19 protein-coding genes, 1 tRNA gene and 2 pseudogenes are annotated in these 17,671 nt (G+C 34.9%); 3 read left to right on the top strand and 19 right to left on the bottom strand.

Going from position 1 to position 17,671, the window contains the following annotated elements:
- The first annotated feature begins 119 nt into the window (after window positions 1–119).
- The gene (gene cdd, locus A9500_RS09315; RefSeq protein WP_065244719.1) at window positions 120–995 is read left to right on the top strand and encodes a cytidine deaminase; all 876 of its coding nucleotides are present in this window, start codon (window positions 120–122) and stop codon (window positions 993–995) included.
- An 86-nt stretch (window positions 996–1,081) separates the two neighbouring features.
- Here cdd and metE read toward each other — a convergent pair whose 3' ends face one another.
- From metE to A9500_RS09245, 16 genes and pseudogenes are all read right to left on the bottom strand, one after another.
- Window positions 1,082–3,355, bottom strand: coding sequence for a 5-methyltetrahydropteroyltriglutamate--homocysteine S-methyltransferase (metE, locus tag A9500_RS09310; protein WP_065244718.1), 2,274 nt, complete (start codon window positions 3,353–3,355; stop codon window positions 1,082–1,084).
- A 227-nt stretch (window positions 3,356–3,582) separates the two neighbouring features.
- Window positions 3,583–3,792 carry a molybdopterin-binding protein gene (locus tag A9500_RS09305; protein ID WP_007525241.1) on the bottom strand — a complete coding sequence of 70 codons (210 nt, stop codon included), beginning with the start codon at window positions 3,790–3,792 and terminating at the stop codon, window positions 3,583–3,585.
- Between the two features lie 197 nt (window positions 3,793–3,989).
- Complete coding sequence (locus A9500_RS09300; protein ID WP_065244717.1) at window positions 3,990–4,319, bottom strand: TusE/DsrC/DsvC family sulfur relay protein; 330 nt, start codon at window positions 4,317–4,319, stop codon at window positions 3,990–3,992.
- Window position 4,320: 1 nt separating this feature from the next.
- A complete protein-coding gene (gene ttcA / locus A9500_RS09295) occupies window positions 4,321–5,250 on the bottom strand; it encodes a tRNA 2-thiocytidine(32) synthetase TtcA (protein WP_065244716.1) in 930 nt (309 codons plus the stop codon).
- A 58-nt stretch (window positions 5,251–5,308) separates the two neighbouring features.
- Window positions 5,309–5,394, bottom strand: a tRNA-Leu gene (locus A9500_RS09290).
- Between the two features lie 194 nt (window positions 5,395–5,588).
- Window positions 5,589–6,089 carry a non-heme ferritin gene (gene ftnA / locus A9500_RS09285; RefSeq protein ID WP_065244715.1) on the bottom strand — a complete coding sequence of 167 codons (501 nt, stop codon included), beginning with the start codon at window positions 6,087–6,089 and terminating at the stop codon, window positions 5,589–5,591.
- A gap of 20 nt (window positions 6,090–6,109) precedes the next feature.
- The gene (gene ftnA / locus A9500_RS09280) at window positions 6,110–6,595 is read right to left on the bottom strand and encodes a non-heme ferritin (RefSeq protein ID WP_065244714.1); all 486 of its coding nucleotides are present in this window, start codon (window positions 6,593–6,595) and stop codon (window positions 6,110–6,112) included.
- An 867-nt stretch (window positions 6,596–7,462) separates the two neighbouring features.
- Window positions 7,463–8,595, bottom strand: a pseudogene (locus A9500_RS10665) (type II secretion system protein GspD).
- Window positions 8,592–9,626 (bottom strand): annotated as a pseudogene (locus A9500_RS09270) (zonular occludens toxin family protein). Before A9500_RS09270 ends, A9500_RS10665 begins: the two co-directional pseudogenes overlap by 4 nt.
- 5 nt (window positions 9,627–9,631) lie before the next feature.
- On the bottom strand, window positions 9,632–9,928 hold the full coding sequence (locus A9500_RS09265; RefSeq protein WP_065244713.1) for a DUF2523 family protein: 297 nt from the start codon (window positions 9,926–9,928) through the stop codon (window positions 9,632–9,634).
- Between the two features lie 9 nt (window positions 9,929–9,937).
- Window positions 9,938–10,447, bottom strand: coding sequence for a hypothetical protein (locus A9500_RS10940; protein ID WP_257005717.1), 510 nt, complete (start codon window positions 10,445–10,447; stop codon window positions 9,938–9,940).
- A gap of 219 nt (window positions 10,448–10,666) precedes the next feature.
- Window positions 10,667–11,566, bottom strand: a complete 900-nt coding sequence (locus tag A9500_RS10935) for a hypothetical protein (protein ID WP_257005716.1) — start codon at window positions 11,564–11,566, stop codon at window positions 10,667–10,669.
- A gap of 62 nt (window positions 11,567–11,628) precedes the next feature.
- Entirely contained in the window at window positions 11,629–11,754 is a 126-nt protein-coding gene (locus A9500_RS10930) for a hypothetical protein (RefSeq protein ID WP_257005715.1), read from the bottom strand.
- 143 nt (window positions 11,755–11,897) lie between these two features.
- Window positions 11,898–12,149, bottom strand: coding sequence for a hypothetical protein (locus tag A9500_RS09255; RefSeq protein ID WP_065244712.1), 252 nt, complete (start codon window positions 12,147–12,149; stop codon window positions 11,898–11,900).
- A 27-nt stretch (window positions 12,150–12,176) separates the two neighbouring features.
- Window positions 12,177–12,506, bottom strand: a complete 330-nt coding sequence (locus A9500_RS09250; RefSeq protein WP_065244711.1) for a DNA-binding protein — start codon at window positions 12,504–12,506, stop codon at window positions 12,177–12,179.
- Between the two features lie 50 nt (window positions 12,507–12,556).
- Window positions 12,557–13,708 carry a phage/plasmid replication protein gene (locus tag A9500_RS09245; RefSeq protein WP_065244840.1) on the bottom strand — a complete coding sequence of 384 codons (1,152 nt, stop codon included), beginning with the start codon at window positions 13,706–13,708 and terminating at the stop codon, window positions 12,557–12,559.
- A gap of 170 nt (window positions 13,709–13,878) precedes the next feature.
- Here A9500_RS09245 and A9500_RS09240 point away from each other — a divergent pair, with 170 nt between their 5' ends.
- Window positions 13,879–14,112 carry a hypothetical protein gene (locus A9500_RS09240; RefSeq protein WP_257005714.1) on the top strand — a complete coding sequence of 78 codons (234 nt, stop codon included), beginning with the start codon at window positions 13,879–13,881 and terminating at the stop codon, window positions 14,110–14,112.
- Between the two features lie 89 nt (window positions 14,113–14,201).
- The gene (locus A9500_RS09235) at window positions 14,202–14,492 is read left to right on the top strand and encodes a hypothetical protein (RefSeq protein WP_065244710.1); all 291 of its coding nucleotides are present in this window, start codon (window positions 14,202–14,204) and stop codon (window positions 14,490–14,492) included.
- Window positions 14,493–14,510: 18 nt separating this feature from the next.
- Here the strand turns inward: A9500_RS09235 and A9500_RS09230 are convergent, their stop codons facing one another.
- The 3 genes from A9500_RS09230 to A9500_RS09220 all read right to left on the bottom strand — a co-directional run bounded on the left by A9500_RS09230 (window position 14,511) and on the right by A9500_RS09220 (window position 17,611).
- Window positions 14,511–14,798 (bottom strand): hypothetical protein, encoded by a 288-nt coding sequence (locus A9500_RS09230; RefSeq protein ID WP_065244709.1) that lies wholly within the window; start codon window positions 14,796–14,798, stop codon window positions 14,511–14,513.
- A gap of 516 nt (window positions 14,799–15,314) precedes the next feature.
- Entirely contained in the window at window positions 15,315–16,736 is a 1,422-nt protein-coding gene (gene sbcB, locus A9500_RS09225; RefSeq protein ID WP_065244708.1) for an exodeoxyribonuclease I, read from the bottom strand.
- 2 nt (window positions 16,737–16,738) lie between these two features.
- Window positions 16,739–17,611: a DMT family transporter gene (locus A9500_RS09220; protein ID WP_049365492.1), complete on the bottom strand. Its 873-nt coding sequence runs from the start codon at window positions 17,609–17,611 to the stop codon at window positions 16,739–16,741.
- Window positions 17,612–17,671: the final 60 nt, after the last annotated feature.

Raw genomic sequence — 17,671 nt, 5'->3', positions numbered from 1 at the left:
GATCATTTTTTTGTTTTAAGGTGTTGATAAATTTTAGAAACATATTCCGAAAGTCTTTTAGAGTTTAGGTTTTTTCTCAAATATCGTAGAATGGGCATATAAAAATAAGGAGATTTAATATGCAACAAAAAATTCAACAAGCATTAGCCGATTCGCCACTTTCAAATGCAATTCTTTCTGCGTTAGAAGAACAAGAATGGAAAGGTTTTTTACCTGCTGAAAAAGTGCGGTCAATTTGTGATGAATTTAAGCTTACGCCTGTTCAATTAGGTTTGGCGCTTTTGCCCGTAGCGGCTTGTTATAGTCACACACCCATTTCAGAATTTCATGTTGGCGCGATTGCGATTGGTGAAAGTGGTGATTTTTACTTTGGGGCGAATCAAGAGTTTAAGGGTAGTAGCATGGCTCAAACCATCCATGCTGAACAAAGTGCGATTAGCCATGCATGGTTACGCAATGAACCTCGCATCACCGATATCGTGGTGAATTACACGCCTTGTGGTCACTGCCGTCAATTTATGAATGAGCTTTATCAAGCAGAAGATTTGAAGATCCATTTGCCACACAGCCAAAATAATCCACTTCCTCAATATTTACCCGATAGCTTCGGCCCGAAAGATTTAGGTGTTGATTTGCTTCTATTAAACAAAGAAGAACAAGGTTTCACTTTGACGACGGAAGATGAAGTGGCAAATAAAGCAATTTTAGGGGCAAACCGAGCACATTCACCTTATTCTAAAAGCCCTCATGGTATAGGCATTTTATTTAAAAATGGGGAAATGATTTGTGGTCGATATGCAGAAAATGCGGCATTCAACCCAAGCTTACCCGCTATGCAAACAGCGATTAATTTTGCTTACTTAAATCAATTGGATGTATCAAAAATTGAGCGTGTAGTATTTGCAGAGAAGCCTTTTCGTTTAAGTCATCGCAAGATGGCAGAGCAGTTATTGAAGAGCCTCTGCAAGGTGAAAATGGAATATATTAGCCTGTAAGTGCGGTCAAAAATGAATTAGTTTTTGGACTAAAAGAAAGGGCGAACAGAGATAATCTCTCATGTTCGCCTTTCTTTTTACTGATTTTATGCTAATTCAGCACGTAATTTTTTCGTAACATCAACCATCACTTTTAATGCCGCAATTGTTTCAGGCCAACCGCGCGTTTTTAAACCACAGTCTGGGTTTACCCATAAACGTTCTTTCGGCACCACTTGTAATGCTTTGCGAAGAAGATGTTCAATTTCTTCAGCCGCAGGCACGCGTGGACTATGAATGTCATATACACCTGGGCCAATATCATTCGGGTATTTGAAATCACCAAATGCGGTGAGTAATTCCATGTCAGAACGCGAGGTTTCGATAGTAATGACATCGGCATCTAAGGCTGCAATAGCCGGTAGAATGTCGTTAAATTCGGAATAACACATATGTGTATGAATTTGAGTATCATCTTGGCAACCCATTGAGCTTAAACGGAAGGCTTCACCCGCCCATTTCAAATAAGCCTCCCAATCTGCACGTTTTAACGGTAAACCTTCACGAATAGCCGGCTCATCAATTTGAATGACTTTGATGCCTGCCTTTTCTAAATCTAATACTTCATCAGAAAGCGCTACCGCAATTTGTTTACAGACCGTTTCACGAGAAATATCGTTACGCACGAAAGACCATTGTAAGATCGTGACCGGACCAGTCAGCATGCCTTTCATCACTTTATTGGTAAGGCTTTGAGCATATTGTGACCAACGTACCGTCATTGGTTCTGGACGAGTAACATCACCGTAAATCACAGGCGGTTTTACGCAACGAGAACCATAACTTTGTACCCAACCAAATTTGGTGAACGCAAAACCATCGAGTAGTTCGCCGAAATATTCCACCATGTCGTTACGTTCTGCTTCGCCATGTACCAATACATCTAAGTCTAATTTTTCTTGCTCACGTACAACAAATTCAATTTCTTTTTTCATTGCAGTTTCGTAATCAGCTAAGCTGAGTTCGCCTTTTTTGAAGGCTGCACGCGCATGACGAATTGCTGTCGTTTGTGGGAAAGAACCAATATTCGTGGTGGGTAGAAGTGGTAAATTTAACCACGCATTTTGTAATTTAATACGTTCTGAAAATGGCGATTTACGTTGGTCAGCATTTTTCGGTAGATTTGCTAAACGTTCTGCCACACAAGTGCGGTGAATTTCACGCGAGTTTTTACGTGCATCCGCAGCTACTTGAGAAGCCTCTAATTCGGCTTGAACTGCTTCACGGCCTTGTTCTAGTGCGGTCTTAATAATGCGTAATTCTTGAATTTTTTGTAACGTGAAAGCCAACCATTGATAAAGCTCAGGCTTATTTGCTTGGAGTTGCGTTTCAACCTCTAAATCATAAGGTGTATGGAGGAGAGAACAACTTGGTGCAATCCATAAACGCTCACCTAATTTCACTTTTAATGGCTCAACCACATCTAACACTTGATTTAAGTTTGCCCGCCAAATATTACGGCCATCAATGATGCCTACAGATAAGATTTTGTCATAATCCGCAAAGGCAGTAAGTTGTTCCGGTGCGCGCACTAAATCGATGTGCAAACCTGCTACAGGTAAGGCTTTTAACAAATCAGCGTGTTCTGCCACAGAACCGAAATAAGTCGCAAGCAATAATTTTGCTTTCACTTGTTCAGCAAAAGTGGCGTAAACCGCTTTATAAGCCGCAATCCATTCTGCCGGTAAATCTAAGGTGAGAGCAGATTCATCAATTTGAATGTATTCCACACCTTCCGCAGCTAACGTATTTAAGATTTCAACATAAACCGGCACGAGTTGTGCTAATAAATCAAAGCGATTAAATGTCGCACCTTTTTCTTTACCTAACCAAAGGAAGGTGAGTGGACCAACGATTGTTGGTTTAACTTGATACCCAAGCGCTTTAGCTTCACGAATTTGTGTCACATAATGTGCTGGGTTTGCTTTAAATTGCGTCTCTTTATGGAATTCTGGTACAAGATAGTGGTAGTTGGTATCGAACCATTTTGTCATTTCAATCGCAAATTGGGTTTTATTGCCACGCGCCAACTGGAAATATTGATCGAGTGTTAAGTTTTGGCTATCGAAACCAAAGCGAGCAGGAATTGCACCTGTTGCTACTTGTAAATCTAAAATGTGATCGTAAAGTGTGAAATCAGCCACCGCGACAAAATCGGCATTTGCCTTGGCTTGGTGTTGCCAGTTAAGTTCACGTAATCTTTTTGCAATATCTAATAAATCCGCTTCCGCAATTTCGCCACGCCAGTAACGCTCTTGAGCAAATTTAAGTTCACGCTTTGCGCCTACGCGCGGAAATCCTGCTAAATGAAATGTTGTCATAATTAATCCTTCTATTATTTTGTTGGTTTAGACGTCTAAACGTCTGTTCAAATATAGAATGCAATAGAATCTTAAATTACACAACTTCATAATTTTCAGGTTTTGAATGAATAAAATTAATAAATGAAAAGTCTGCACTTTAAGATTTCTAAAAAGGAGAAAAAAGACAAAAAAATAACCGCACTTTAAAGCGCGGTTATAGAGAATTCTGAACAGTTTAGTTGAGATTATTCAACACCAACCATTACAGAGGTTGCTTTGATAATCGCATATGCTTCTTTACCAACAGCTAAACCTAATTCTTTTACTGCATCGATAGAGATGGTAGAAGAAATTACGTTACCGTTACCGATATCAATGTGTACGATTGCGTTCACAGAACCGGTTTCGATTGATTTTACAGTACCTTTAAGTTGGTTTCTTGCACTAATTTTCATTTAGCATTTCCTTATGTTTGAGTTAAACAGAGTAGACATTATATAGATAAATATATAAATTGAAAATACTACTTAATAGGTGATAAACCTTTTAAGATTTGCTCAGCATTTTCTTTACTTAACGCGTAAGCGTAATTAATCCATTTGATAGAATTTAAGTAAAAAATAACCGCACTTTATCGTGCGGTTACGTTATTTTATAAACATTTAGCTGGTTTTGGCAGACCCGCCAGTTTGGTTGCTTGCTTGGCTGGTCCGTCAGGGAAGAGTCGTTGCAAATAGCGGCTATTGCCTTTATCAGCACCTAATTTTTCTGACATTGCTTTTACCAGCATTCGAATCGCAGGAGAGGTGTTATATTCTTGGTAAAAATCACGCACAAAATAAATCACTTCCCAGTGAGCGTCGGTCAGGTCTACATCTTCTAGCTGAGCGATGTGTTTTGCTACATCTTCATTCCAATCAGCAATATTAAGTAAATAGCCAAAGGCGTCGGTTTCGATTTGTTTTCCTTGTACGGTAATCATATTAATTCACTTCTTTAAAGCTGATCATTTCGTTATCGGCGTAGTCAGACGCTTCTTCATCATCAAATTTCATTGGTTCGATACGTTCTTCATCAAATGCGGTATCCCCTTCAATGCCATCAAGTGATTGACCATGTTTAATGCCTTTGAAATCGAAGAGTTTTGGGTCACATAAGTGTGACAACGTAATATTTTGCATCGCACTAAACATGGTTTCCAAACGTCCAGGATATTGACGATCCCAAGTATTTAACATTTCTTTCACGACTTGACGTTGTAAATTAGGTTGAGAACCACACAAATTACAAGGGATAATTGGGAATTCTTTCGCTACGGCATATTTTTCAATATCTTTTTCTTTACAATAAGCCAATGGACGAATCACAATTTGCTTGCCGTCATCTGAAATTAATTTAGGTGGCATAGATTTTAGTTTCCCACCGTAGAACATATTCAGAAACAGGGTAGCCAGCATATCATCACGATGGTGTCCTAGTGCAATTTTTGTTGCGCCAAGTTCAGTTGCCGTACGGTATAAAATACCACGGCGTAGACGAGAGCAGAGAGAACACGTTGTTTTGCCTTCTGGAATTTTCTCTTTCACGATGCCATAAGTATTTTCTTCAACTATTTTATAATCCACACCAATACTTTGTAGATATTCAGGTAAAACATGCTCAGGAAAACCTGGCTGTTTTTGGTCTAGATTGACTGCAACGATATCAAATTTAATCGGTGCGCTTTGTTGTAAATTCAACAAAATATCAAGAAGTGTATAACTGTCTTTACCACCAGAAAGACAAACCATTACTTTATCACCCTCTTCAATCATGCCAAAATCAGCAATTGCGTTGCCAACATTACGGCGAAGACGTTTTTGCAGTTTATTGAAATTATAAGTTTGTTTTTTATCTTGGTTTTGTTCTGTCATATTGATTTACTTTAGCTAATAAAAAAGCCCTGAATAACTTCAGAGCTTATAAATTCTGTGGTGCCTAGGGTCGGACTCGAACCGACACGGTTATTCACCGGCGGATTTTGAATCCGCTGCGTCTACCAATTTCGCCACCCAGGCATTTGGGTTGTTCTGAATTATACGTTTATCTTACTTCGTTGCAAGTAAAATTTCATTAAAAAGGTGTGGTTGTTTTAAATTTCATCAACTTGTATTCAAAGATAAAAGGGAAGTTTAAAATAATTTGATACGTTGTCACAATTTATGAGTGAAATAAAAGCTTAGTATTTCTACTAAGCTTTATGATTATCTAATTAAGCAGTTTGACCAGCAAGGTTACCTAAATCTTTATCAATTAAGAATAAGCCTTTGCCATCTTCGCCAAGAAGATTTAATTTGTCTAAAATACCGCTGAATAATTTCTCTTCTTCGTGTTGTTCTGCAACATACCATTGTAAGAAATTGAATGCAGAGTAGTCTTTTTCTTCAAAAGTTTTACCCACTAATTCATTGATTTTACTTGTGATCAATTTTTCGTGTTTGTAAGTTAATTCAATGATTTCTTTTAATGATTTGTACTCATGCGAAGGCGCCTCAATTGCAGTGATTACCGCTAATGCACCAGTTTCATTTAAATAAGTGAATAATTTACGCATGTGTTGCATTTCTTCTGCAGCGTGAGCTGATAAGAATTTAGCTGCACCTTCAAAACCATTTTGTTCACACCATGCGCTCATTTGTAAGTAAAGGTTTGAAGAGTAGAACTCAAGGTTCATTTGATCATTTAATAATTTGATTACGTTTGATGATAACATTTTGTATTCTCCTTTTAAAATTATAATGTTGCTAAATCACGATCGATAAAGTAAAGCGAACGACCGTCTTCACCTACTAAGTTAAATTTATCAATAATGCTATTGAATAATTTTTCTTCTTCGTGTTGTTCTGCAACGTACCATTGTAAGAAGTTAAAAGTAGAATAGTCTTTGTTTGCAAAAGTCACTTCAACTAATTCATTAATTTTAGAAGTAACGAGTTTTTCATGTTCAAGTGTGGTTTCAAATACTTCTTTAAGTGATTTGTAGTCATTCTTAGGTGCGACAATTTTACCTAAAAGTGGCATACCACTTGTTTCACTCACATATTTGAATAATTTTTGCATGTGTTCTAATTCTTCATCAGCATGACGAAGTAAAAATGCTGCAGCACCTTCATAACCGTGCTTGCTACACCAAGAACTCATTTGTAAATAAACATTAGAAGAGTAGAACTCTAAATTGATTTGTTCATTTAACTTATCTGCGATTGCTTTATTAAGCATAACCAACTCCTTTCCTTATTAAGTAGAGATTAAAAATAAAAACAAGACTGCTTAACTTGTCATCGGTGTGCATTCTAATCTCGCAAATGAGAATAGTCAACTATTTTTTTAAAATTATTTTTATAAGTCACTAATAACAAAAGAGAAATCAATGTTAACTATTCTCATTTATGTGATATATATAAAATAAATTCTCATTATCAGATCAAGAATAATGAAATCTGCAGAATTGATGTACGAATTGTATTCAGAATTCACATAGCGTTATCTACAAATTTCATACTAATTCTAATTATTCCATTTCAAAGACATCCATTTATTTCTTTTATATCCACAACCCAAAATCACCTTATTTTGACCAATGCATTAAAGTAGGATAGTTATCTATTTATATTTGTGACATGTCTATATATTACATTTAACATAATATACATTATGCGAAATTAGTTATCAGGTTAGCGAAAACTGCGGATTAAATAAATCACACAGTTATACACAAGTCACAGGTACTAGTAAAACAAGACAAAATAAGGACAGATAACACGTTGTAACGAGCTATTTTATCGTTTTATTGAATGGTTAAATTTGAATGTCAAGGAAATGTAAAGGCACACGATGCGTTTCGCATTATCTAATCAGCGTAAAGGACGTGGCTATAAAGGTTCTGCAGAAGGCGCATTAATTGCTGTGATTTTTTGAAGAATGCCGAGCGCAATGAATTCATTTTTTCAAATCTCATCGAGCATGATTTCCGGCAAAATCCGCGGGTTTTGCCTTCCATTTTCCGCAAACGGAAAATAATTACACTCGCCAGAAATAAAAATCCCGTCCTCGTTAAACTGCGGGCGGAATTTTTATTTCTGGCTATTAAATTTCTTTTACTTGCAAAAGAATGATAATGTCAGTCTTTGAATTTGATTTAGAACTACCACTTAAAATGCCTTTAGGTAAAAAACTAAACCCTGTTTCCCCTTCTGTTATCTTATTTTCAGCCAAACCACCTAACACAACAATATCCCCACTTTTAACGTTACATCTGTGACAATGTCGCGTTTTATTAAAGTCGGTGATTGATTAACGCCTGTGTCAGTCTTAACAAAGTTAGATAATTGTTGATTGATTTTCAAATCAATAGCATTATTTTTAATTGTAGGTTGAATATCAAAAATCACACCACTTGAACGATATTCGATTGATTGCACGGCTCTACCGTCTCTATCATATGTCACAGCACCTAACACTGACACATCAGACCCAACTGAAAAATTACCTTTTGAGCCTGATTTAACTCTAAGCGTTGGCGAACTTACAACATGAAAGCGACTATCTGTACGAAATAACTCAATCATAGCATCTAAATTTCCCGTATTTACCGTGATAAAGTTTTCATAATTTTGTTTAACGCCAATATTAATACCAAGCTTACCTTAAGCAGTTTCGCCAATAAATTAATTCCACTTCCCTCTTTTTCTTCTGTTTGTACTTCAAAAACATAGCCTGTTACAACAACTTCACGACTTGGTACATCGACACCTTTTAAAACAGATTTTACTCGTGCAATATCTTCTGTTTTACCATAATAAACCAACTTATCACCGCTTGCTGACACTGCCCCTTCCTCATCTTTTAAAAACTGCGACAAGTATTCAGTATCACGATAAATCGGACTATAAACAAAGCTATTTTTCATCACTTTTTTAGGTTGAGGCTCAATATGAGCAAGATATACAACACCTTTTTTCTCATACACCTTTTATATTAATATTTTCAAAATAAAGTGTTAAGAACTCATTGAAATCTTGTTCTTCCGTAGTATGAAAACTTAATAAACGTTTATCTTCCGCCAGTTTTGGATCTAACATATAAGGCTTATTTAACACTTCATCATAAATCATTGATATTGCTTTTGACAGCGGTACAGATTCCAGTTTAAAATCTACACTTTTTGCAGTTGCTGATATGGATAAAAAAGCAAAAAGTACGGTTAAATAACGCTTCATTTCATTTCTCCCGAATAGTAATTGACAATCTGATTATCAATTTCTCCTTGTAGCATTCGACCACTGAAAATAAATTGGCTTCTTGGCTCCAGACGTAATCGACCTTGATTATCAGACAATACAACAAAGGCTTGATTATTCTTACGTAACTCCCCTGTTATTCGCCATTTGGTTGATAATGATTTGCTAATCTTAGGCATTTCAATAGCAATATTTACTTTACTTGTAGCTTCACTTGCAATTGATGATGTTTCAACTTCTGTTTGTTCAGGTTGTAAGTATTGGTTGAAATAGTCATAAACAAAATAAGCAGACACACCAAGCAAAATTGGCGTTGCCACGATAAAAAATAACGTTTTTGTTGATGAAAATATAGATTGCCGTTTATCAGTTACGCTTTCTTTTGCATTGGTATTTTCATAAGATTTATATAATTCAAAAATATCTTTATCATACTTTTCTTGGTAGTAATTCATTCGGTTATTTTTGAATAATTTAATGCCCTGAAATACATCAACTCGATAGCGATTGCGAAGACCTAAAGCAATGTGCTTTTGCATTCGATAGGTTGTTTCAATACGATCTTTAATAAATCTTGGGATTTGAGCAACATCTTGATTTATCACAACAAGATCGCAAGTAACACCTGTTTCAGCATGTGCAAAATGGCGATGTTCTGCAATAAATGAACGATGATTTTTAGGGATATCTTTATCACTTCCCCAAATTCGCCAAACTTCATCTATTACAATCAAGTCTCCAGCTTTGCAAAAGGTATCTTGATCTTCCATTGACGGTAAAAATTTAGGATCTAAACATTATTCATTTTCTACATAAACCAAATCACCAAGCTGCTCTACGGTTAATTTTCGTTTATTTTTTAGTAAATACTGATGAATTTTTTCCTTATCTAAACCGTAAACGTTAGATACTACCCTACGCCCTGTTGCAATTGCTGGCAAAATCACAGATTTAACCACTTCATAAGATTTACCACTACCAGGCACGCCTACATAAGCTGAAATCGCCATAATTTTTATCCTATAATTGGTAATCTACGAATAATGAAACGAGCAAGCAATGCAGAAATAAATAACGAAACGCCAAAAGGAAATTCAATTAAATTCAGGAAATACCACATACTGCTAGGCAAATATCCAAACAATGAATTTAAATCTGGGATAAGGTTATCAGGAATAAATAGAACAATGACAACAGGAATAAACTCCGTTGTAATATAAAATAAAGCAAAAAATACAAAGAATTTAGCTACAATACCTTTAAAAACAAAACCTAATAAACCACTAAATAAAGATAAAATAAGTTTTCCCATAAATCCCCCTTATGCAGTAAGCAGATGACGTAATGCAATAAATGCCCATAAAATAGTAAAAATTGATTGTATTAACTGTCGTTGTTCTTCCAATAATCCACAATGGCTATCAATCGTAAAATGCTTATTCCAAATATCAAAAGACCAAGTTGGACAAGTAGCAGACAGCCCTTTTAATTTGAAATTTTGCAATGTTGGAAAGAATTTTTTAAAAGGATCTAAGATTTCTTGTGCTGTTGGCATTTCTAATTCAGAGTATTCAGGCGTACCATAATCTTCTTGTTCATTATTCTTATTATTTCCAGTATTATGGGAAACACTTGTATTCGGTGCAACATCAACATTTACATCAAAATCAAGTTGATCTCCTGTTCCTGCTTTTGCAAATAAATCAGCTAACGTGGGATTAGACAAAGCCAGCTCATTTAGGGCTGTTCTTACTTCGGTTGCTGTAACTGGATTAGTTGAATTAAAAGGTAAACCTTGATAATCAGACTGTGCAGCCGCAGACAACAACATAGCATTGTACATATTCGCAACTTTTTCAGCTGTTAAAGGACGAGTATTAAATAAACCACTATCTATATCAGAAATTTAACCTAATTCTTCTTCCTGTGAGGTTGTTACAGGGAAATCGCCAATAAAATTTTCATTTTCTTCAAAACTAATATAAGTAACATTATTTACTCGTGTTGAAATTTTATAATCTGTTTCTTCAGGTTTATTAAATGAATGAACCTAAGAATTTCCAGTAAACGCTGATGATACGGCTTCAAAATCATCACGTAATTCTTTATATGTAAAAGTTTGTCTAACTTCAGGATAAATACTTGTTCCTCTTTGTTTATGTCTTAGATATGTATTAACCACATCTGTTTTTGATGATAAATACTTATATTTTCTACCGTCAATATCGGCTTCTTCATAAGTTTCTTCTCCTTTACCGCCGAATTCTTCTTGGGAAATATATTCAGATAACTTTTGAATAGAATTTGATTGGGCGTACTCCCCTGTTCTTAATGTGTCAAAGTATTTATACTTATTACTTAAAACATCAGATTTATAAATATAATCTACATTATCTGAAAATTGATTTTTTTCTTTTGAATATCTATAAATGACAGGATCTTGCAAACTTGGTTGAACATTAACAATTTTAGTTTCTCCATTTACTTGAATTGCATAACGCCCATCAGATAATTTTACTGCGGTTGGTTCAAAGGTAATTCCGATATTTTCATTTTCAGGTATATTCAAATCAGATAATGAAATTACCCCCGAAGCCAGAGCCAAATGCACCCAAGAAATATCTTTTGCGTGTCTTAAACTTGATATAGCACCTAATGCAAATTTGGCGTCATTCGCTGCAGTCTTGCCAACAGCTTTAAAAGTTTGTGTTGTTGCAAGTCTTGCAAAAACGGCATCATTTGCGGCAACTAATGCGGCTCTTTTAGTTACAACTTGTGTAAATACCCGACTTAATAACGGTCTTGCAACTAATGCGACCGCTGGATTTGCATAAACAAATGTTGAAGAATAAATCAGTTGTGCAATACAAAAATAAACAACTAACTTTTTAATCCTTGAATAACAGCCCAACCACATAGAACCCCTGTAAAAAAGCTCATTAACTCCCACATATTTAAATCCTTAATAAAAAAGGGACATAAAGCCCCTTTATAAATTTGCTCTACGATTGACTAAAATGCGTTCAACATTCGAGCTACTTTTTTGATACCCATTACAACAACTGCAACGCCCATAATCGTACCTGCAACAGCCACAACACCAGTAATAATTGGTGCTACATCAATTTTAGCAATCAAAGCATCAAGATAATTTGTTTGCCCCTGTTATGATGCAAAAGCTGTTGAAGACATCGCTAAAGTAGCAAGCACGCCAGCTTTAACGTACATATTTGATAAAGCATTTTTCATTTTCATAATAAACACCTAAAATAAACTCGGTTCTAACGAACCATTTTTATCATTTGTCCTAATCCGTATGAGAGAACATAAAACATTAAGACAAGCCCTAAACCATAACTAAACAAGCCTATATCAAACTCGCCTAGCTGTGGTTTATTTTGAATTTCCACAGTTTGAAGTTTCGCCACTTCGGACTGTGGAATTTTCAAAACAATTTCATCACAGCCATTTTCGCTACCGAAATTCATATAAGGATGACAAAATTTTGCTGTAACAACAGTTTCATTAATCATAAATGAACACCATTTAATGAAGCTCAATTATTGTTTTAATTCCTCAATAACTGAACTTTCATCAAAATTATATGTAATCCCTTTACGCCCATTTTCCATAGCCCATTCACGCGGATAAACTAAGATCATCACTAATTTATCTTTTAAACGGTTAATCGTATTTCTTAACGCATCATTCATAGAGCGATCATCAATCTTAATTTCTTGAATTGATGTGTTATAACCACCGTAGCCATCAGGCTCTTGTAATTGAATCCCCATATTATGGCGTTCTTTTACTTCTCCCGTTTCTCGGTTAGTAAAAGATAAAGATTTATAACCTTTTAACGTTCCTACAATATAAAAACCAGTACGCATAATTTTCTCCTAATCATTGGTTAAAAATTCAAATACATTCATTTACATCATTAAACAGCAAAACGTAAATTAGGTGCATTACTTGGAAATTGATAAAAATCAGGGGCTTTGAATGGTCTAACGAAAATATGTTCACAAGATACCACTCGAACGGCCTTAAACTTTTCAATATCACAAGGATTAGCAATATCTATCCCAATTTTTCTTAGTCTTGCTCTATGTGTCTTAAATTGACGTTCTGCAAGATCTAAATTCTGACCACTAGCCCATTTCATTGCATAAAAAGCTGATGTATTAGCCTTTCTTAATGTATCAACTACTCCTTGAGATACTAATTGTTCTGCGATACTTTCTAATTCAATTTTGCTAACACTTAATTTTTTATACATATCAATAAATCCTTGATTTAAAAGTTCTAGTTTCGAAAAATCACTAATACCCCAATAACATAAATTTTCTTTTTGCAAATATCTTGACTTTAATTTTTGTTCAAACCTAACCACACCATTTTTTTCACAATATTCATAAACGTCTTTGTAATACTTAAATTCAGGTGAATTTTCTCCAAATTTACGCTTAATTTTTTCATAAGAATGTACCCTTAATTCTTCATGTTTAATGTAGCAACTCGGATAAATAAGATTGGCATTACCTTTCTCACTCAACCAATCAACAGTGCAGCCATTAGTATGAAGTCTCCCAATAGAGTTACGATAACGCATTTGAGAAAGAGCTTTTAAAAATGTACGCTCATTACCACTTCCGACAGATTTATTTGTTGTTATATCTAAACGCTTAATAATTGCTCCATCAGAGAATTTCTGAACTTTTGTACTATCTTCACCTTGTCTATAAAAAATCTCGGTGCAACGTGTAAACTGTGGTAATTTGAGTGAAAAAAGAATTGAATTAAAACAAGCTACGCAACTATCAATTTCTTCAAATCCAATCAAATTCTCAACCCTGCCCCATCGGCTTGGGTTTCCAGACATTCGAATAACTGAACCTGAAATTTTTATGCTTACTTCATCACAAAAACTACCTTTATGATGATATTTACCTGTTCTAATCCCTGTCTGAAGTTCCCCTGTATCTAAATGAATTCCTATCATTCCAAAATCAAAAATAGAACGAAGAATAGATTCTGGAATCTCTACCCAAAAATCTTGTTCTATCTCTAACCAGTCGATAAAAAAATTCATGTTAATATACATATAACAAATAACATTTGATGATAAAATACACCTGTTACAAATATCTTGCCAATATGTAGATGATAAAACTTGTATACAAAGTATAATAATAAAATATTAAATTAATAAATTATTAAGGTGCTAAATTAAAAAATGTAACTACAGATAAAACAATTAGATTGAAAAAACAGGAAGCAATTGATTTGAAAGATATATCTTTCGAATTGACTAAGAAAGCAATCATGGCAGGGCACCAAAAGCCATATAAAGAAAGTGATATTGTTCACTATTTAATTGAGAATATTGTTCAATGTGTAAAAGTAAATGAAAAAGGCTTACTGAGCCTTGATTATGCTAAAGTAACTAATTTACACATAAATGAAGATGAATATAATAAGCCTTACGAAAGCTAAAAAGTGCAGAATATTGCACCAAAGTTCGGGTGTTACAGAACTCCCGAACTTTTTGAGTGTTTTTCAAGCAACTAATTAAGGAGATAAAAATGAGCGTTAAAGTCATTACAGGTACACCAGTTAATATTAAAGACATTGATATACTGGATGTTTGCACAACAACTTATACTACTCAAATTAATAAAAAATCGCTAATGCAGTCCATTTTTGGTAATAAAGGTGATTTATCTTTTGCTGATGGTATTAATGAACTAAAATCACTAACCGAAAGTTTAGGTGGTAATATAATATTCGATATTAAAGTATCAACCGCAACAGCAAGCTTCAATAATGGAACCTATTTATATACAACTTTGATTGCTAGTGTCGGTAAAGAATAAAAAAACGACAATTACTAGTTATTTTCTTCTATAAAATGGTCTAAGTGCTACAGGGCTAAAAACTTTTATAAATTCCTCTTTATCTACTGGAACACTTGAGTTTTTTAGCTCTGTCAAAAATGCGGCTAAATGTTTGCAAAGGTCAAAGCGCGCTTGAGTTTCTTCGGGCATATAAAATCGTTTTGTATCAAATCTGATCTCTATCATATCTAACGTGCAATAAACCCTATAATCATCAGCCTTTAGTAATCTAACAGCATTTAGAAAGTGTATAGGCGTTATATCTTTCAATATAATATTTGCCATAAATTCAAATATTTAAATATAAAGGTGCACAGATTTTCATAAAGGTGCACAGATTTTGAAAAAGGTGTACAAATTTTAATAAAGTTAACCAATTTTGCATAACGGCGGATTATGTGTAAATTCTTGCGCGGTGCTCCGCCATTATACCGCGCTTCAAATTGTAACATAATCCGAAAATCATTATGCGAAATCAATTACAAGGTTAGTAATGGCTACGTATTAATAAGATCACATAGTTATACACAGGTTGCAAATACCACTTAAGCGATGCAAAACCTAGCTCTAAAGTACCTTGTAATAAGATTAAATAATGATTTATACACTCTAAAGTTGTTATGTAAGGAAAAAATAAAGAAGTTTATATGTATCAAAATAATGGCAACGCTACGTGAATTCTGCGTTATTTTATGAGGTGAATATCATCAGATTTAAAAAAAGAAAAACGTAAATCTCATGGATAAGATTTACGTTTTTGATGATTGACATTTGTGTGACTATGTCACGATATGTATAAGATTAAGATAACAGTTTTGCACCGTATTCATAAACCTGTTGTAGTAAATTTAGCTTAGTTGGATTATCCGAATATTCCTCTGCTAACCGTTGTAAACTTTCTTCAAATTTAACCGCACTTTGTTCTAATTTACGTTGGCGATATTTTTGCCATTTGATTTGCTCTGCACGATGTAGAGTTTTATAGAAATGTCTTGCACGATAATGGAATAACAATTCTGGAATTCGTTTATCTTCAAATGCTAAACCATGCTCAGCTAATTTCTCTGCTGGTAAATCACGTAAAATAGCCATATTGTTTTTATCGGCATTGCTAAAGAAACCGCTATAAAGTTCAGTTTCTACATTATCACTCGGCTCAAATTCGCGTTCTTCTGAGAAGATTTCAATAACTTTCTCGCGAATATCTAAGGATTGGCGTAATTTTGCTAAATTATCTAAGCAATGTTGTCTGTCTATCCCTAAACGAGCTGCATTTTCTGGCAGTAACGTTTTTGCAGGCGCCAAAATTGGGCATTTATTAATATGAACCAATTTTAATGGAACTGATGAAACTCCCCTTTCTTCTAGCTCGCTTTTCTTGGTATATAAATCTTGTCGCAAATCAACCGCACTTTTACTGAGTAAATTATCAATATCACCTGATAAATCACAGACGATTACGGCATTTTGATTAGTTGGATGCCATGCTAATGGTGCCACCCAAGCACAATTGCCACGATAATTCCCTAGCATGCCCGAAACGTGCACTAATGGTGTCATTTCCGCGGTATCAATCAGTTTCTCAATTTCCTTTTTACCTCTATGCTCAAAGAAGAATTGAAATAATTTAGGCTGCTTTTCTTTGATTAATTTAGCCATAGCGATGGTTGCATATACATCCGCCATCGCATCATGGGCATTTTCATGCTCAATACCATTTGCTTTAGTGAGTTTTTCTAAGCGAAAGCTTGGCATACCATCATCGTCATAAGCCCAATTTATCCCTTCTGGACGCAGTGCATAGCAAGCCCGGACCAAATCCAGTAAATCCCAACGAGAATTGCCATTTTTCCAGCTATATTCATAGGGATCGATGAAGTTACGGTAAAAGGTATAACGCGTCATTTCATCGTCATAACGAATGTTGTTGTAACCCATCACACAGGTATTGGGTTGTGAAAATTCAGCTAGAATTTTTGCGGCAAATTCAGGTTCCGGAATCCCTTTTTCATTACATTCTTGTGGTGTAATTCCTGTGACCATTACGGCTTCCGGGGCGGGCAAATAATCATCGGTTTGCTTGCAATACAACATAATAGGCTCACCAATGATATTGAAATCTGCATCGGTACGAATACCAGCAAATTGAGCAGGACGATCATTTGCCGGATTGATACCAAAACTTTCGTAATCGTAGATAAAAAAACTAAAATCGTTTGCCATAATTAAGCCAAAATTTTATCTAAATAATATAAACAGAAAATTGCTGAAAGGCTAATAAGAACACCAAACCAGTTGATTTTGCTGATTTTTTCTTTAAAGAAAAATGCGCCGGTGATGGTGCCTAAACAAATAACACCAATATTCATTCCCGCAAAAACTAAAGTTGGGTTTTGTCCGAAGCTTTGGTGCGCTTTAATGTAAAACAGGATATTGAAGAAATTCAATACACCTAAAATAATTCCACCAATAAAGCTTGGCACTGTCCACTGTGTGCGTTTTAGGAATAAATACAGGAACATGACACAAGCGGCTAATGAGAAAGCAATGAATAATGTAGTTGGGAATGCTCCCCCGCTTTTGGCCACTTGTTTGAATAAGATATCAATGGTGCCATAACCAAACCAAACACCGATTAAGCCTAAAATACCTTTAAAACTGACCGCACTTTGTTCATTTGATTTGTTCAAAATACAGAATAAACCGATGAATGCCAAAATAATGCCAACGATTTTGGGCTGGCTTAATGTTTCATGGAAGATAATAAAAGAGGCAACAATCGGTAGAAATAACGATAAGCGTTGTGCTGCATCTGAACGCACGATACCCGCAAATTCAACTGCTTTAGACATAATGATAAATACGGTTGGTAATAAAATTCCTAACGCCAGGAAAATAGGTGTGCTATCACTTTGTGCTAAATATTCAGTAAATTCCAATCCTTTGAAATCAGGTTTGAGTAAGAAATAGCTTAATGAAATGGCGACAATATAGTTGAACGCTATTGCTTGTTCAATAATGATGTTTTTCTTGCGCGCAACTTTGAGTAACACTGATACGGCAACACTACATAGAATGGCAAAAATAAGGTTGTGCATAATTCGTCCTAAATTCTCATAAAAATAACAATGAAAAAAGCGGCCAATTGCTTTGACCGC

Origin of the sequence: Haemophilus sp. CCUG 60358 (assembly GCF_001679485.1) — a bacterium.
GTDB lineage: Bacteria > Pseudomonadota > Gammaproteobacteria > Enterobacterales > Pasteurellaceae > Haemophilus_D.
The sequence above is the reverse complement of the archived record's forward strand: the minus strand, read 5'-3'. Positions and strand labels throughout refer to the sequence as shown.

Coding starts and splice junctions, on each gene's coding strand:
- cdd (WP_065244719.1), top strand. CDS start 120: ATGCAACAAAAAATTCAACAAGCATTAGCCGATTCGCCACTTTCAAAT.
- metE (WP_065244718.1), bottom strand. CDS start 3,355: ATGACAACATTTCATTTAGCAGGATTTCCGCGCGTAGGCGCAAAGCGT.
- A9500_RS09305 (WP_007525241.1), bottom strand. CDS start 3,792: ATGAAAATTAGTGCAAGAAACCAACTTAAAGGTACTGTAAAATCAATC.
- A9500_RS09300 (WP_065244717.1), bottom strand. CDS start 4,319: ATGATTACCGTACAAGGAAAACAAATCGAAACCGACGCCTTTGGCTAT.
- ttcA (WP_065244716.1), bottom strand. CDS start 5,250: ATGACAGAACAAAACCAAGATAAAAAACAAACTTATAATTTCAATAAA.
- ftnA (WP_065244715.1), bottom strand. CDS start 6,089: ATGTTATCATCAAACGTAATCAAATTATTAAATGATCAAATGAACCTT.
- ftnA (WP_065244714.1), bottom strand. CDS start 6,595: ATGCTTAATAAAGCAATCGCAGATAAGTTAAATGAACAAATCAATTTA.
- A9500_RS09265 (WP_065244713.1), bottom strand. CDS start 9,928: ATGGGAAAACTTATTTTATCTTTATTTAGTGGTTTATTAGGTTTTGTT.
- A9500_RS10940 (WP_257005717.1), bottom strand. CDS start 10,447: ATGTTGTTGTCTGCGGCTGCACAGTCTGATTATCAAGGTTTACCTTTT.
- A9500_RS09255 (WP_065244712.1), bottom strand. CDS start 12,149: ATGATTAATGAAACTGTTGTTACAGCAAAATTTTGTCATCCTTATATG.
- A9500_RS09250 (WP_065244711.1), bottom strand. CDS start 12,506: ATGCGTACTGGTTTTTATATTGTAGGAACGTTAAAAGGTTATAAATCT.
- A9500_RS09245 (WP_065244840.1), bottom strand. CDS start 13,708: ATGAATTTTTTTATCGACTGGTTAGAGATAGAACAAGATTTTTGGGTA.
- A9500_RS09235 (WP_065244710.1), top strand. CDS start 14,202: ATGAGCGTTAAAGTCATTACAGGTACACCAGTTAATATTAAAGACATT.
- A9500_RS09230 (WP_065244709.1), bottom strand. CDS start 14,798: ATGGCAAATATTATATTGAAAGATATAACGCCTATACACTTTCTAAAT.
- sbcB (WP_065244708.1), bottom strand. CDS start 16,736: ATGGCAAACGATTTTAGTTTTTTTATCTACGATTACGAAAGTTTTGGT.
- A9500_RS09220 (WP_049365492.1), bottom strand. CDS start 17,611: ATGCACAACCTTATTTTTGCCATTCTATGTAGTGTTGCCGTATCAGTG.